The 15484-nt window shown below is 72.9% G+C and carries 9 protein-coding genes; 5 read left to right on the forward strand and 4 right to left on the reverse strand.

Annotated elements, in window-relative coordinates; genetic code table 11:
• The 3 genes from ACIRL2_RS17410 to ACIRL2_RS17420 form a co-directional block, all read left to right on the forward strand.
• A partial coding sequence (locus ACIRL2_RS17410) for a hypothetical protein (protein WP_402232961.1) occupies nucleotides 1-4189 on the forward strand: 4189 nt, incomplete at its 5' end.
• Nucleotides 4190-4201: 12 nt separating this feature from the next.
• Nucleotides 4202-6808: a right-handed parallel beta-helix repeat-containing protein gene (locus tag ACIRL2_RS17415; protein WP_402232964.1), complete on the forward strand. Its 2607-nt coding sequence runs from the start codon at nucleotides 4202-4204 to the stop codon at nucleotides 6806-6808.
• Between the two features lie 29 nt (nucleotides 6809-6837).
• The gene (locus ACIRL2_RS17420; RefSeq protein ID WP_402232967.1) at nucleotides 6838-8019 is read left to right on the forward strand and encodes a hypothetical protein; all 1182 of its coding nucleotides are present in this window, start codon (nucleotides 6838-6840) and stop codon (nucleotides 8017-8019) included.
• A gap of 80 nt (nucleotides 8020-8099) precedes the next feature.
• Here ACIRL2_RS17420 and ACIRL2_RS17425 read toward each other — a convergent pair whose 3' ends face one another.
• A complete protein-coding gene (locus ACIRL2_RS17425; protein ID WP_402232970.1) occupies nucleotides 8100-9881 on the reverse strand; it encodes a protein kinase in 1782 nt (593 codons plus the stop codon).
• 1140 nt (nucleotides 9882-11021) lie between these two features.
• Between ACIRL2_RS17425 and ACIRL2_RS17430 the strand changes: the two genes are divergently transcribed.
• Complete coding sequence (locus ACIRL2_RS17430) at nucleotides 11022-12725, forward strand: SulP family inorganic anion transporter (protein WP_402232973.1); 1704 nt, start codon at nucleotides 11022-11024, stop codon at nucleotides 12723-12725.
• 69 nt (nucleotides 12726-12794) lie between these two features.
• Here ACIRL2_RS17430 and ACIRL2_RS17435 read toward each other — a convergent pair whose 3' ends face one another.
• The 3 genes from ACIRL2_RS17435 to ACIRL2_RS17445 all read right to left on the reverse strand — a co-directional run bounded on the left by ACIRL2_RS17435 (nucleotide 12795) and on the right by ACIRL2_RS17445 (nucleotide 14519).
• On the reverse strand, nucleotides 12795-13001 hold the full coding sequence (locus ACIRL2_RS17435; RefSeq protein ID WP_395863878.1) for a hypothetical protein: 207 nt from the start codon (nucleotides 12999-13001) through the stop codon (nucleotides 12795-12797).
• 156 nt (nucleotides 13002-13157) lie between these two features.
• Nucleotides 13158-13853, reverse strand: coding sequence for a glycerophosphodiester phosphodiesterase (locus ACIRL2_RS17440; RefSeq protein ID WP_395863876.1), 696 nt, complete (start codon nucleotides 13851-13853; stop codon nucleotides 13158-13160).
• A gap of 60 nt (nucleotides 13854-13913) precedes the next feature.
• Nucleotides 13914-14519, reverse strand: a complete 606-nt coding sequence (locus ACIRL2_RS17445; protein ID WP_395863874.1) for a TetR/AcrR family transcriptional regulator — start codon at nucleotides 14517-14519, stop codon at nucleotides 13914-13916.
• 135 nt (nucleotides 14520-14654) lie between these two features.
• On the opposite strand from ACIRL2_RS17445, the gene ACIRL2_RS17450 reads away from it, so the two are divergent.
• On the forward strand, nucleotides 14655-15446 hold the full coding sequence (locus ACIRL2_RS17450) for an SDR family NAD(P)-dependent oxidoreductase (protein WP_402232976.1): 792 nt from the start codon (nucleotides 14655-14657) through the stop codon (nucleotides 15444-15446).
• Nucleotides 15447-15484: the final 38 nt, after the last annotated feature.

The raw sequence follows: 15484 nt of genomic DNA on the forward strand, positions 1-15484 counted from the left end.
CGACGGCCGACCCATCCCCAACCGCGAAGTCACCGCGATACAGGACGGCTACCGCGTCACCGACCCCACCACCAACACCTCCACCCGCTACAACAGCACCGACGGCTCCATCGAGCACAGCACCCGACTCGGCGGCAACGACACCCACTTCGTCGTCGACCACGGCAACGGCCGACTCACCCTCACCGACCTCGACGGCCGACCCATCCCCAACCGCGAAGTCACCGCGATACAGGACGGCTACCGCGTCACCGACCCCACCACCAACACCTCCACCCGCTACAACACCACCGACGGCTCCATCGAGCACGGCACCCCGTTGCGCGCCGGCGCCGATGAGACCCACTTCGTCGTCGACGCGGGCAACGGCCGACTCACCCTCACCGACACCCACGGCACGCTCGTTCCGGGCCGCGAAGTCACCGCCGTACAGGGCGGTTACCGGGTCACCGACAACGTCGGCGGCGCGTCCGTGCGCTACACCGCCGACGGGGCCGTCGCCGAGCGCGGCATCGCGTTGGGCGGCGCGGGCGATCCGCGTTTCGTGGTGGCCGAGGGCACCGGACATCGGCTCACCGACACGCACGGCGTTCTTCGACCCGAGGTCGTGCAGACCCACCCCGGCGGCGGCTACCGCGTCGAACCGCAGCCGGGCGGAGCCCGGACGTACGAGCGGTTCGACGCCGGCGGCAACCCGGTCGGGAGCGGCCAGGAGTTGTTCGACGCGGCGGGCACCCGAATCGGGTACGTGGACCGTCCGACGGCCGGGCCCGCCCTGATGCTGGACAACGCGTTCGATCCGGGCTCCGCGCGGTCCGCGACCTCGACCCCGGACGGGATCCGGGTCGACGACGCGCATGGCGGCCACCGGGTGTTCGACAACAACAGCGGCGCGTTGACCCACGAGACGATCGTCCTGCGCGATCCGTCCGCCGCCGCGCCCACGGCGCGAGTGACGGTGGATCACGCGACCGGCGCCGCGCCGACGGTGCACCTGGTCGAGGCGCCGGGCGTACCGGGGCCGGCCCGCACGGTGACCAGGGATCCGGTCACCGGTGAGCTGCGCGTCACGATCAACGAGCCGAACAGCCCGCGCCACGGTGAGTTCCGTACCCACAGTAACGACGGATCGCTCGGCCACGAGGGCTTCAACGTCCTCAGGGACGGTCGCCGCACGGACCACCAGTACGTGGTGGATCATCACGCCCGTACCTGGCGGCAGGAGTACCGCGATGGCGTGACCCCTCCGGCCGATGTCAACAAGCCCGCCGGCTTCGAGCGCAACGGCTTCGAGCGCGGCACCGTCGACGCGAGCGGCGCCGCGAACGGCGGTATCAAGCTCAAGTCGGCCACGCCCGGCAAGGTCGACGTGTTCGAGCGCCGACTGCTGCCCGGTGGCAACACCCTCGACGCGTTCCGCCGGACCGACCTCAGCGGGTTCGGCAGCACGAGCAGGCGCACCACGTGGGTCGAGTACGGCGTGGATGGCGCTGTGGCCAACTCCGGTACCCGCAGGTTCGATACGTCCGGCTTCGGGTGGCAGGACGTGGATTCCGGCGGCTCCGTGGTTCGCGAATCCCGGGACACATTGCAGAAGTTCGACGGCAAGGCCGGTCACACGCTGGGCATCGAGGGCGACACGGGCTGGACCTGGCACCGCTACGACGCAACGGGCAACGAACTCGCGCACGGCCCGCGGACACCGCACGCCGACGGCGGGTGGAGCGACCGGACCATCGCGCGGCCCGACGCGCACGGCAACACACCCGCCCGCGGCGACCTGGTCCAGAAGCAGTGGGGGCCGCTGCACTCGCCGAACAACGCGCGGCACTATGTCGAACACCCGTTGGCCAGGCCGACCGATCCCGCACACACGACCTGGGACGTGCAGCCCTCCTGGGACAAGCAGTCGCCACAGGGCAAGGAGTCCGGCAAGCACGAGGTCAAGGCGGACGGTTCGACCTTCACCACGAACCGGGTCTCCGAGCAGCGCCCGCCGCAGTGGGCCCGCCGCATGCTCGGCGACGGCGGCACCCAACCCACCGGCATCCACGCCTTCCTCGGCCCGGACACCCGGTACCAGATGTTCGCGTGGGAGAAGACCACGCCGAATCCGGCGGGTGGCGAGCCGTTGTCGCACTCCGGTGCCCGGTTCGTCGGCGACGACGGGGGCTACGTCGACATCCACGCCGACGGGACCTTCGCCCGCTCGCAGACCAAGCTGCACAGCGGGTCGACGCTCAAGGTCGGCGACACCGTGGCCCCGCACCCGAACGCGCCGGCCGGGTCGGTGCCGTGGAACGACGGCGGCACGACCGGCTACCGGATCGAGACCCCGGGCGGTGCTCCGGGCGACGCGGTCTGGCAGGACATCCGGTTCGCCGCCGACGGCACCGACCCGAGGGTGGTCCGCGAGGGCTTCGCGAACGGGAACGTGCGCGAGTACAACGCCCCCCAGCCGCACCACGACCCCGCCGGCAACCCGGTCGCCGACCCGAACGCCAACTGGGTGCAGCGCGACGGCCACGGCTACCCGACCGGGCAGCGGCACACCTGGCCGACCGCCGACGGCACCGGGCAGGTCACGGTCACCGCGGCCGGGAAGCCGACCGCGCGGACCTGGGACTGGCAGGCGGTCGACTCCAACGGAAACGTCACGGAGGGCAAGCGGGTTCTCTTCCGCGGCTCGGACGATCCCAAGTTGCCGTTCGACGACTCCTTCCGCGACTTCGACGCACGGAACAACCTGGTGCGCGAGCGGCGGATGCTCGACGGCGGCAAGTACGTCGACGCGTGGCGGACCGAGACCGACGGCTGGAAGTGGCAGAAGTTCGGCCGAAACGGCGCGGAGACACCGCACCCCCGTGCCACCGGGCAAACGGGTGAGCAGGTCAGGACCTGGTGGAATCCCGAGGGCGGCGCCAACGGCCGATGGGAGCCGCATCCGACCGACCACAAGAACCTGCTCTTCCGCGACGAATACCGACCCTCCACCGGTGCGAACGTGGTGGTCCGGGAAACCCCGCCGCACATCGGCGACAGCGCGCCCGCTCGGGTGCGCGAGTACCACCCCGGCGGCGACACGACGCCCGCCCCCGGCACGTGGAAGGAGTTCGACCACGGCTCGGCGGTGCGTACCCGCGAGCAAATGCCGGACGGCACCTACCTGGAGACCGACGCGTGGCGCGGCCAGTGGCGGCACTACAGCGCGGGCGACCATCTGCTCGGCCGGCGCACCGACGGTGGTGTGGTGATCACCACCGACTCGCTGGGCCGCTGGCAGGCGATCGGCACCGAGTACGACTTCCGCGGCCCGTTGAGCGAACTGCGCGGCTGGGGACGGCGGATCCGCGAGGGGCAGCGCATGCCGTGGACGGACGGCCGGCAGGGCATCGACGCGACGCGGTTCCGCGGCGCGTTGCAGGGGTTGCCGAACATCCCGGCCACCGGCGCGATCCGTCTGGCCGAGGCCGCCTACCAGCCGTACTGGTCGGTGATCGCGAAGAAGGCCCTCTTGGAGTTCGGGCAGGAGTTCGTCATCGAGTTCGCCGCGAACCTGATCGCCAACGGCATCAACGCGGCGATCAACAACAAGCCGTTCACCGGGAAGGACGTGCTCAAGTCGTTCGCGAACGCGGCGGTGGGCTCCGCGGTCAAGACCACGCTGGGCACCTTCATCCACGAGAACAGGCTCACGCACACCCGCTGGATGGGCGACACCAAGAGCGGTCTGGGCAACATCGACGGCGGCAAGCACTGGAGCCGTCGCCCGGGCAACCACGACAAGACCTGGGCCAACGAGTGGGCGGGCAACGAGACGCCGATCCGGTGGCGCAGCGGCACCTACGACTTCGGCTTCAACGTCGGCCTCGGCGGGATCACCGGGTGGGTCAACGGCGCGATGAACGCCTCGGTGTGGGGGATCACCGGCGCCGACGGCCTCAACCACAAGCTGACCGGCTGGGACGCGTTCCTGGACGGCGGACTGTCCGCGTTCTCCGGCATGTTGAGCAACGGCAGCGTGGCACTGGCGCGCAACGTCGCGCTCAGTGGCGCGGGCGGGCGGTTGTTCCACCGGCAGGGCTTCAACGAGTTCGTCCTCAACATCGCCTTCAAGTCGCTCGAGAAGGTCTTCAGCGGCTGGCTCACGCCGACGCTGCGGGGCGCCATCCATCCGTACTGGTACTAGAAGAGCAGAAGGGTGCGTAGCGCACAGGTGTCGAGCATCGACCATCGAGGGAGCGGCACCGGGCCGGCGGCTGTCCGGGTGGCCGCCAAGGGCCGCGGCACGCATCGCCGGATCGCGGACGCGGTCCTGGCCGCGTCCCCCGGCGCGACCGTGTGGGTCGCCGCCGGCCACTACACCGAATCCCTGCTGCTGGCCCGGTCGGTGACGCTGTGTCCGGAACCGGGCGGCGGCGAGGTGGTGCTGACCGCGACCGACCGGGGCCCGGCGATCACCGTGGACGCGGCGGACTGCGTGGTGCGCGGGTTGAGCGTGCACGGTGCGGGCACCGACGCGCCGGCGGTCAGCGTGGGTCCTGGCGCGGGCCTGATCCTGGCCGACTGCACGGTGACGGGCGGCCGGATCGAGGTGCGCGGCGGGCCGGACCGGCCCGACGGGGACGGCGCCGATCCGGACCTGGACGCCGCGCCGACGGCCGCCGGGAGCACCTCGGCGCTGCTGCTCACCGGCACCCGCATGCGCGGCGCGCGGCTCGCGGGCCTGCATGTGTCCGGTGACGCGCGGGCCCGGGTCGAGGACGTCGAGGTGAGCGCGATCGAGGGCACCGGAATCGTGCTGTCGGGTGATGCGCGGGTGGGCGTGGCGCGGCTGCGCCTGGAGGCCACGTCCGGCTCGGGCATCCGGCTGCGCGGCCGGGCGATGTTGCGGCTGACCGATTCGGTGCTGCACGGCTGCGGGCGGGTGGGCCTGCTGCTGGAGGACGCGTCCTCGGCCATGGCGGGCGAGAGCCGGGTGAGCGCGCCGGGCGCGGCCGGCATCCGACTCGGCGGCAGCGCCCGAGCCGAGTTGACCGACTGTCGCATCCTGGACGCCGCCGCGGCCGGCATCGTGCTCGACGGCACCGCGCGGGTGGTCGCGCAGGGCTGCGCGGTGCGCCGCTCGGCGACCAACGGCGTGCTGCTCACCGAGGGCGCGGGCGCCGACCTGACCGACTGCCGGATCCTGGACTCCGGCTACGGCGCGGTGCACGCCGCCGGCACCGCCGTGCTCAAGCTGGCCGACTGCCGGGTTCGGGGCACTCCCGAGCATGGCGTGCACACCGCGGACACCGCCCGGGCCGAGCTGACCGACTGTACGGTCTCGGCCGCCGCGATGACCGGGATCGCGGTCACCGGCCGGTCCTCGGCGGCGCTCTCCGGCTGCCTGGTCGCGGATACCGCGACCGGGATCGGGATCGGTTCGCCGACCGGGTCGCGGGTGTCCGGCTGCACGGTGCGCGCGGCCGGGCGGACCGGGATCGAGGTCACCGGCGAGGGCGTCGCCGAGTTGGCCGGCAACCGGGTCACCGGCGCGGGCGCCGCGGGCATCGTGTTCGACGCGGGTTCGCGGGCCGAGCTGGCCGGCGGCTCGATCGAGGACTGCACCGGCTCGGGCCTGGTGGTGTGGACCGGCGCCCGTCCCACGGTGCACGGTCTGCGGATCGAACGGCCGGGCAAGAACGGCCTGTACGTCGCCGAGCAGGCCGGCGGCACCTTCACCGGGTGCGACGTGATCGGCGCCGGCTACGCGGCGCTGCACGTGGGCGGCGGCGCGGATCCGCTGTTCCGCCGCTGCCGGGTGCGCGAGTGCACCGACGACCTGAGCACGGACCCGAACGCCGCGCCGGTGTTCGACGACTGCGATCCCGCGCTCGGCGCCGGCACCGACGCGCGGCTCGTGACCGCCGCGACCGCGGGCGCCGCGCCGGGACCTTCGGCCGGCGCCGCGTCCGTGCCGGAGTTGCCCGACGTGGTCGAGGAGAGCCTGCCCGACCTGCTCGCCGAACTCGGCGAGCTGGTGGGCCTGGACGGGGTCAAGCGCGACGTGGCGTCGATGGCCAAGCTGATGCAGACGGTCCGGCTCCGGGTCGAGGCCGGGCTGCCCGCGCCGCCGCTGAGCCGGCACCTGGTCTTCGCGGGCAACCCCGGCACCGGCAAGACCACGGTGGCACGGCTGTACGGCCGGCTGCTCAAGGCGCTCGGACTGCTCGGCCACGGCCACCTGGTCGAGGTCGACCGCAGCGCGCTGGTCGGCGAGTACGTCGGCCACACCGGGCCCAAGACCGCCGCCGCGTTCAACCGGGCGATCGGCGGCGTGTTGTTCATCGACGAGGCCTACTCGTTGTCGCCGCTCGCCGGCGGCAACGACTTCGGCTCCGAGGCGATCGCCACGCTGGTGAAGCTGATGGAGGATCACCGCGACGACGTCGTGGTGATCGCCGCCGGATATCCCGACGACATGGACCGGTTCGTGGCCTCCAACCCGGGCCTGGCCTCCCGATTCACCCGCACGCTGCTGTTCGAGGACTACGACGCCGAGCAGCTCGTGGCCATCGTCGAGCACCAGGCGGAGCGGCACCGCTACGAACTGACCCCCGCCGCGCGCGCCGAACTGCTCGCGCTGTTCGCCGGCATGACCCGCGGCGGCGGCTTCGGCAACGGGCGATCGGCCCGGCAGGCGTTCCAGGAGATGACGGAACGTCAGGCCGGCCGGGTCGCCGAACTCGACAACCCCGACGCGGCCCAACTGATCGCCCTGGAGGTCGCGGACCTGCCCGCGTCCCTCGCGGGCGCGACCGCGTGAGCATCCTCCCCCCGACACCTGGAGTCCCCGTGCCCGCCAACAACCGCCCGCACAACGGTGGTTCCCCCGACGACCCGAACGGCTTCGCGGCCACCTTCGCCCGCCGACCCGGCGCAGGCGCCCGAGGCCCGGTGCCCGGCCTGCGGGTCTGGGGCACGATCGGCGGCGCCGCGGCGCTGACCACCGGCGCGATCGTGCTGGTGCCGCTGCTGGCCGCGCCTGGCACCACCCCCTCGCACCCGCGCCGCGATGTGCAACACGTCGCGGCGAACGCCGCGTTGCCGGGCACTCCCGCCGGCTGGGGCTCCCCGGGTAGCGCCGAACCGGCCCCGGTCGAGGGGGTTCCGGTCGGTGCCGACGGCACGCCCGTCGCACCGCAGGGTCCGCCCGGCGGTGCGCCGGTCGGCTACCAGCCGGGCGGCGTGCCGGGCACCGGGGCGGGCGGCTCGGTGGCCTACAACGGCGGTGCGGCCGGCGGGGGCGGCGGCGCGGTGGCCGGCGGTGGCGCGGGTGGCGGCGGGGGCGGTGGTGGCGGCGGTTCCACCGTCCCCGGGGCCGGCGGGTCCACTCCGGGCGGTCCGGTCGCCGGCGGTGGCAGTGGCGGCAGCACGTCGGGGGCCAAGCCGCCGGTGCCGCCGCCGAGCACTCCGGCCAAGCCGCCGGTCGCCCCGGCCCAGGGGCCGCAGCAGGTCTACAACGGCTATGCCGGGCTCGGTTGTTCGAACTCGGGCGCCGGGTTCCGGGTACAGGGCGACTACAGCGACGGCAAGGAAGGCTGGTACAAGGTCGGCAGCGGCGGCCTGGGCACGGCCGGGTGCGGGGACGACTTCTGGGCGATCCCGATGTCCGGTTCCAAGACCAAGGACGATGCCGGCGTCGCGGCGGTATGGACCTGGAACGCCGGTGCCAAGGCCAAGAGTTGCTCGGTGCAGGTGTACGTGCCCGGCGGCTCCACCTGGCGCGACGCGGCCGGCAAGCCCGCGTTCTACCAGGTGCTGGACACCGACAGCGGTTCCGCTCCGGTCCGGTCCACCTTCACCGTCGACCAGACCGCGCACCGCGGCGCCTGGATCCAGGGCGTGAGCCTGCCGGTCAAGGACGGCAAGGTCGTGCTGCGCATGGTCAACCGGGGCGAGGACTGGGTGGGTTCGGACAAGACGTACGCGCACCTGGCCGCGGGCCAGGCGCGGGTGCTCTGCTACGACCGCTGACCCGACCGCTTCCGTCGGCCGCTTCCCGCCGGCCGGGCCCTTCGCGGCCCGGCCGGCACCGGCCTTGCACGGTGCGCCGCTCAGCGCGGGTACATCTTGACGACCTTGCCGTCCAGGTCGGCCCGCAGATAGCCGCCCCCGTAGTCGTCGCTGACGTAGATCTTCAGCGCCGGCACCCGGTCGATCAGTCCGATGTCCAGGATCACGTAGTGGTTCTTGGGCGTGGTGATGCCCAGTTCCTTGTCGGCCTTGGCCATCAGTGCCGGGAGCGCGTCCCAGTTGACCTTCGTCAGGTCGATGGTCTTGTCGTCCCGGTCGGTCCCGGAGCCGGTTTCCTTCTTGGTGACGCCGTCGCGGTAGGAGAAGCGGTCGTACAGGCGGGCGTTGCCGGCGACGGGCGCCTCCGTGAAGGCGTACTTGTCGTAGACGTTGAGTTCCTTGACCTTGGTGCCCCCGATCACCGGGGCCATCGCCTCGATCAGGCCGCGGATGGCAGTGGGGGTGAGCAGGTTCACCGTCTCCGCGGGGGGCTTGGTGGTGCGCGTCGCCGACGGCCGGGTGGGTATCGAGTCCACCGGGATTCCCGGCACGGAGGGCGACGGGGTGGGGCGCGCGCTGTCGCTGCCCTGCTTGCCGGCGCCGGCCTTCTTGTCCGAGTCCGAACCCGTGTCGCCCAGTTGGGAGGCCAGGACCAGCGCGACCAACCCGCCGACCAGGGCGGTGCCGACCGCCGAACCGGCGATGATCCGGGTTCGGCGGGCCCGCTGCCGGTCCGGCGATTGCGGTTCGGCCGGGGTGAACGGCGTCGCATAGCGCGAGGAAGGCGGTACGGACGACGGCGGCGGGGTCGACGATGCCTGCCAGGAAACGGAGTTCGCCTCCGCGCCGACCCGGTCCGCGCCCGACCAGGCCGGTCCGGTGTCCGCCGCGCGACCGCCGCCGAGGTCGGCCGGCTGCCAGGCGAGGGCGTCGGCGACCGGCAGCGCCGAGGTGGTGTGTTGTGACGAGGGCCGCCCGGTCGGCTCGCCGGCCGCCTCGGCCAAGAGCCGGTCCAGGTGCGCCGCGTCCGGGCGGGCCGCGGGATCGCGGACCAGCAGCGCCTCCAGGACCGGGGTCAGCGCACCCGCGCGGATCGGCGCCGGCACCGTCTCGGTCAACACCGCGGCGAGCGTGGCCAGGCTGGTCGCCCGACGCAGCGGATGTTGCCCCTCGACCGCCACGTACAACATCATCCCCAGCGACCACAGGTCGGACGCGGCGTTGTCCTCCTCGCCGCGGATGCGCTCGGGCGCGATGTACTCGGGTGAGCCGATCAGGTCCCCGGTCGCGGTCAGACTCGTCGACTCGCGCAGCGCGGCGATACCGAAGTCGGTCAGCACCGGGCTGCCGTCGGCGCGCAGCAAAACGTTGCCCGGCTTGACGTCGCGGTGGTGGATCCCGGCCGCGTGCGCGGCGCTCAGCGCGGACAGTACGCCCCGGCCGATCGCGGCGGCCTCGACGGGCGGGATCGGCCCGGCCGTCAACCGGTCGTGCAGCGAGCCGCCCGGAACCAGCTCCATCACCAGCCACGGGTGCGGAACCTCGGCGGCATCCACGATGTGATGGATCGTCACCACGTGTGGGTGATTCAGCCGGGCCAGCGACCTGGCCTCGCGCAGCACCCGCTCGCGCAACATCCGCGCGGCGGTCGGATCGTCCTCCAGCAGCGCCGGGTCCGGCGGCCGGACCTCCTTGAGCGCGACCTCGCGTTCCAGCGCCAGGTCACGCGCCCGCCAGACCAATCCCATGCCGCCACCACCGAGCCGCTCCAGCAACTCGAAGCGGCCGTCGATCACGCGTCTGCCAGGTACACCCGGGGTCATGCGGCACACCCTACAAATCCGGACTCCCACACCGGCAATCGCCGGCCGCATCGTGGGCAATTCCCTCGCCGGAACCCACCCGTCGCCCCGCCAAACGCCCCTCCCCCACCCCGCCATGCGAACCCCTACACACCGCCCCGGAGCCCAAGACTCGCCCACCGGATTGCTCGGCCGCGCTCAGGGACACTGCGCCCCACCCCAAACCGCACCCACGACCCCGCCCCGCCATGCGAACTCCTACACACCGCCCCGGAGCCCAAGACTCGCCCACCGGATTGCACGGCCGCGCTCAGGGACATTGCGTCCCACCTCGACCCGCCATGCGAGCCCCTACGCACCGACCCGGGGCCGAGGCTCGCCGGCCAGGTTGCTCGGCTGTGGCCAAGGGCATTAAGTCCAGTCTCAAGCCGCACCCACCACCCCAACCCGCCATGCGAGCCCCTACGCGCCGACCCGGGGCCGAGGCTCGCCGGCCAGGTTGCTCGGCTGTGGCCAAGGGCATTAAGTCCAGTCTCAAGCCGCACTCACCACCCCAACCCGCCATGCGAACCCCTGCACGCCGACCCGGGGCCCAAGGCTCGCCGGCCGACTCGCTCGGTTGCGTTCGCGGGCATCGCCCCACCCCAAGCCGCATCCACCGCCACCGCCTCGCCCCAACCAGCCCCTCACCGCCCCGCCCGCCCCGCCCGCCCCGTCCCTCTCCGCCCGTCCCCGCACCCGTCCCGCCCCGCCCCTCACCGCACCGCCCCGCCCCGCGCCCGTCTCGTCTCGCCCCCCGCCAGGGGTTGCGTGGTGGTTGGGTGCGGAACGTGATGGATGTAGGACTATCGGTTATTTTGATCATCACTTCTTGCTAGGGTCGGCGTAGAGGCGAGAGTGCCCCCGCCATGGGGCCGCGCCGCGATTCGCGCGTTCGCCGGATGTGGACCACCTGACGACACGGATCACACGACACCCGATCTCCCACGGCCCCGCGAGGGGTCCGCGCCCCCACGTGTGAGGGCGATGCGACGGCGCCCTGACCCGGGCGCCCGGATCTGGGCCGGGTACGCGGCACACGAACCGGTGTGCGGGGTATGGCGATTCGGCATGCCCGAACGGGTGCGGGGTCGCCTCGGCCGACGAGAGGTCAGGGCGTTGATGGAAGCGTTCTTCAGGGGATGGGGCCGGGTCGCCGGATTGTTGCCGGGGCCCGGTGATCTGCCGGCGATACGCCGCGCGCCGGGGCGGGATCTGCTGGCCGGTCTCACCGTCGCGGTGGTCGCGTTGCCACTGGCGTTGGCGTTCGGCGTGGCGTCGGGGGTCGGCGCGCAGGCCGGGCTGGTGACGGCGGTGGTCGCGGGCGCGCTGGCGGCGGTGTTCGGCGGATCCAACCTCCAGGTGTCCGGACCGACCGGGGCGATGACCGTGGTCCTGGTCCCGGTCGTGCAACGCCACGGCACCGACGGCGTGTTGATGGTCGGCCTGATGGCCGGCGTACTGCTGGTCGTGGTCGCCGTACTACGCCTGGGCCGGGCCGCGAAGTACCTGCCGCTGCCGGTCATCGAGGGCTTCACCGCAGGCATCGCCGTGGTGATCGCCCTCCAGCAGGTGCCCGCCGCGTTGGGCGCGGCCGGCGAGGGCGAGAAGGTGTGGCAGGTCGCCGGGCACGCCACCCTCCGCTTTCTCGAACACCCGGACGCGGACGCGCCCGCGATGGCCCTCGGCGTAGCCGCGCTGCTCCTGGTCGGCGCGCGATGGCGGCCGGGCGTACCGTTCTCGCTGCTCGCGGTGGCCGCCGCGACCCTCCTGGCCGAGGCCCTGCCCACCCTCGACGTGGCCCGCATCGGCAACCTGCCCAACGGCCTGCCCGCCCCGTCCCTGGCCTTCCTCGACGCGTCGATGCTGGTCGTGCTGCTCCCCTCCGCCCTGGCCGTCGCCGCCCTGGCCGGCCTCGAGTCGCTCCTGTGCGCGAGCGTGGCCGACGGGATGACGACCGGCCAACGTCACGACCCCGATCGCGAACTCCTCGGCCAGGGCATCGCCAATCTGGCCACGCCCCTGTTCGGCGGCGTACCGGCCACCGCGGCCATCGCCCGAACCGCCGTCAACGTCCGCGCCGGCGCGTCCTCCCGGCTCGCCGCGCTCACCCACGCCGTCGTGCTCGCGGTGATCGTCTTCAGCGCGGCCGGCCTGGTCTCGCACATCCCGCTGCCCGCACTGGCGGGCGTACTGCTGGCCACCTGCGTGCGCATGGTCCAGGTCTCCTCACTGGCCGCGCTGGCCCGCTCCACGCGCGCCGACGCCGCGGTGCTCGTGGTGACGTTCGTGGTGACCGTCGCGGTGGACCTGGTCACCGCGGTGGTGATCGGCATCGCCCTCGCCGTCGTCCTGGCGCTGCGCCAGGTGACCCGCTCGGCCCGACTGGAGCCGGTACCGATCCCCGCCGACGACGCGGAGGAGGACGCCCGGGCCGGGACTCACGGCACGCCCGGGCCACCCTCGACCGGCCACGTCGCGGTGTTCCGCCTGGACGGGCCACTGTTCTTCCCGGCCGCGCACCGCCTGCTGACCCGGTTGTCCGAAGTACAGGACGTCCGGGTGGTCGTCCTGCGGATGTCCCGGGTGACCGCGATCGACGCGACCGGCGCCGGCGTCCTGGGCGAGGCGATCACCGACCTGGAGGTGCGCGGCGTCACCGTACTGCTCTCCGGCGTCCAGCCGGACCATGATCAGGTCTTGGACGCGCTGCGGATCGCCGAGCATCTGCGCCGGGACCACCTGGTCTTCCCGGACACGCGCGGCGCCATCCGGCACGCCCGCGAACTCGCCCGCGCCGGCCGCCCGAAACCGGCGGGCCACTGACGGCGCGCTCTCCGCCCCGCAGGCCCGCCCCGCGAACCCGTCGAGGGAAACCCTCGGGGGAGCCCGCCACTACTCGCCCAGATAGTGGAACGCGAGCCAGAACACGCCGCCGATGATGTGCGTGACGAACAGGAAGAAGCAGAGCCAGATCAGGATGCCCTTCTCGGTCTGCTTCTGCGTCTCCCGAGGCCGCCGCGATACCGCCGCGGGCGAAGCGGTCGCGGGAACAGGCGCGGACGGCGCGGACGCGCCGGGCTCCGGGGCTGGTTCGGTCATCACGGTTCCTCGCGTCGGGGCGGAGCAGACCACCGGGGTACGCGCCCGGACTGCCCCGCCACGGTAACCGCCGCACACGAGACCTCCGCGACGACCTCCCGCGCGGCACCATTCCGCTCGGCCCCGCCGTCCCGTCCGGCCGCCGGCCCCGCGGGCTCAGCCCTGCCCCTCCGCAAGCACACCGAGCAGTCGCCCGACGCGATTGCTGATGATCATGTCCACGCCCATCGCCACCAGCCGGCGCATCACCCGCGGCGAGTCCACCGTCCACGCGCTCACCAGATAACCGTCCGCATGACAACGCTCGACCGAGGCCGCGTCGTACGCCCGCCAGCGCAGGTTGATGTACTCCGGCCGCAGATCGCGCAGCACCGCCGCGTCCGGCACACGTGCGAACGAGTCGCCGCTGAGCCCGATGTGCGCGTGCGCGGCGTGCTCGCGCACCCGGCTCATCGCGACCGGCCCGCCGACGTACAGGATCCGCTCGTTCACTCCGTGCCGATCGACCGCGTCGACGGCCGGCTCGGCCAGTTCGATCTCGCCGAAGTCGACCATCAACCCGCCCCGAGTGCCCTTGATCAGCTCCAATGCCTCGCCGAAGCTGGGCACCCGGTACTTCCCGCGCCGGCCGATCTCCTGGACCTGAGCCAACGTCAGGTCCCGGACCCGCGCGTTGCGCCACCACAACCGACGCAGCGTCGCGTCGTGCAGGAGCACCAGGTGCCCGTCCCGGGTGATCTCGAGGTCGATCTCGACCAGGTCGGCGCCCTGGTCGAGGGCGCTCGCCAACGACGGCAGGGTGTTCTCTCGAAAACGCCGGGGGTCGCCTCGGTGGGCCACGGCCAGGGTCACGACAAACCTCTCGATCGGGGACCGGCGGGCACACCGTACACGGGGGCCGGCCGGCCCGGCTCATCGCGCCAAGGCGCCGTCGGGCCCGCCGAATCCACGCAGCAGGGTGTCCACGATCCGGGTCGCGAGCGCGTCCGCGTCCTCGCCGCGGTCCTCCTGCGCGGCCTCGTGGATCAGCGCGTAGTACACCCGCCGGGTCCAGTCCAGGTCGACGTCCGCACGCAGCACTCCGGCCTCCCTGGCCCGCCGGAAGAGCCGATCGCACCGGTCGCGCACGTCGGCGTGCACGTGCGCCACCTCGGCGTCGTCGGTGCGCCGCGCGGTCATCGCGAAGCCCCACGCGAGCTTCACCCGCAGCACGTTCGCGGTGACCTGGTACAGCGCGACGGCGGGCGGCGTGGTCTCCGGCCGCCCGGCCGTCACCGCGTCGTGGAACTGTCGGGCAGCCCACACACTCATCGCCGCGATCAGCGCCTCGCGGGTGGCGAACCGACGGTGCACCGTCGTCCTGGCCACCCCGGCCGCCTCGGCGACCTGCTCCATCGTGGCCGCCGGATCGGCGCTCAGCACCCGCTCGGCCGCCTCCAGGATCGCGCGCACGGTCCGCTCCGCGTCCGCGCGCAGCGGTCGCGTGCGATCCCCGGTACCACTCGCCTTCGAAGTCACCATCGAACTGTACGACAAAGTCGCCACTCAACGACTACTTGCAACATCGGTGATGCATGTTCTAACTTCAATGCATCAACGAAGCACTACTTAGTGCTTCGCGGCAGGCAGCACGGCACTACCCAAGGAGCCCTCATGGATCTGCGTCTCGACGGAAAGACCGCCCTGGTGACCGGCGCGAGCCGAGGCATCGGCCTGGCGATCGTGTCCGCCCTCGTCGACGAGGGCGTCCGCGTTCTGGCCGCCTCCCGCACCCTCACCCCGGAGCTCGCCGGAACCGGCGCCCTGACCATGACCGTGGACCTGGCTCGACCCGACGGGCCGATCCGACTCGCCGAACGCGCCGCGGCCGAGTTCGGCCCGCTCGACATCCTGGTCAACAACGTCGGCGGCGGCGACGCGGGCGGCGACGATCAGACCGGCGGCTTCCTGAGTTTCACCGACGACCAGTGGCTCGCCTCGTTCGACCTCAACTTCCTGGCCACCGTGCGCACCACGCGCGCCGCGCTGCCCGCACTGCTCGACGCACGCGGCGCGATCGTGAACATCTCCTCGATCGGCGCCCGAATGCCGCACGGCGGGCCGGTGACGTACACCACCGCCAAGGCCGCGCTGACCGCGTTCGGCAAGGCGCTCGCCGAGGAGTTCGGGCCGCGCGGCGTCCGGGTCAACACGGTCTCCCCCGGCGCCGTGCGCACCGCGATGTGGGAGGCGCCGGACGGCTACGGCGCCCAACTGGCCGCATCCATGGGCCTGTCCCACGAACAGCTGCTCGCCGCGCTCCCCGGCGCGACCGGCATGGTCACCGGCCGCTTCGTCGAGCCCGCCGAGGTGGCGACCGCGGTCGCCTACCTGCTCTCCCCGCTCGCGGGCAGCGTGACCGGCACGGACCACCTCGTCGACGGCGGCGCACTCAAGGCCGCCTGAGCCTCCCATGCCGCCCGGGCGGCCCAAGCGGTACGACG

It is taken from the genome of Embleya sp. NPDC127516 (genome assembly GCF_044765325.1).
Taxonomy (GTDB): Bacteria; Actinomycetota; Actinomycetes; order Streptomycetales; family Streptomycetaceae; genus Embleya.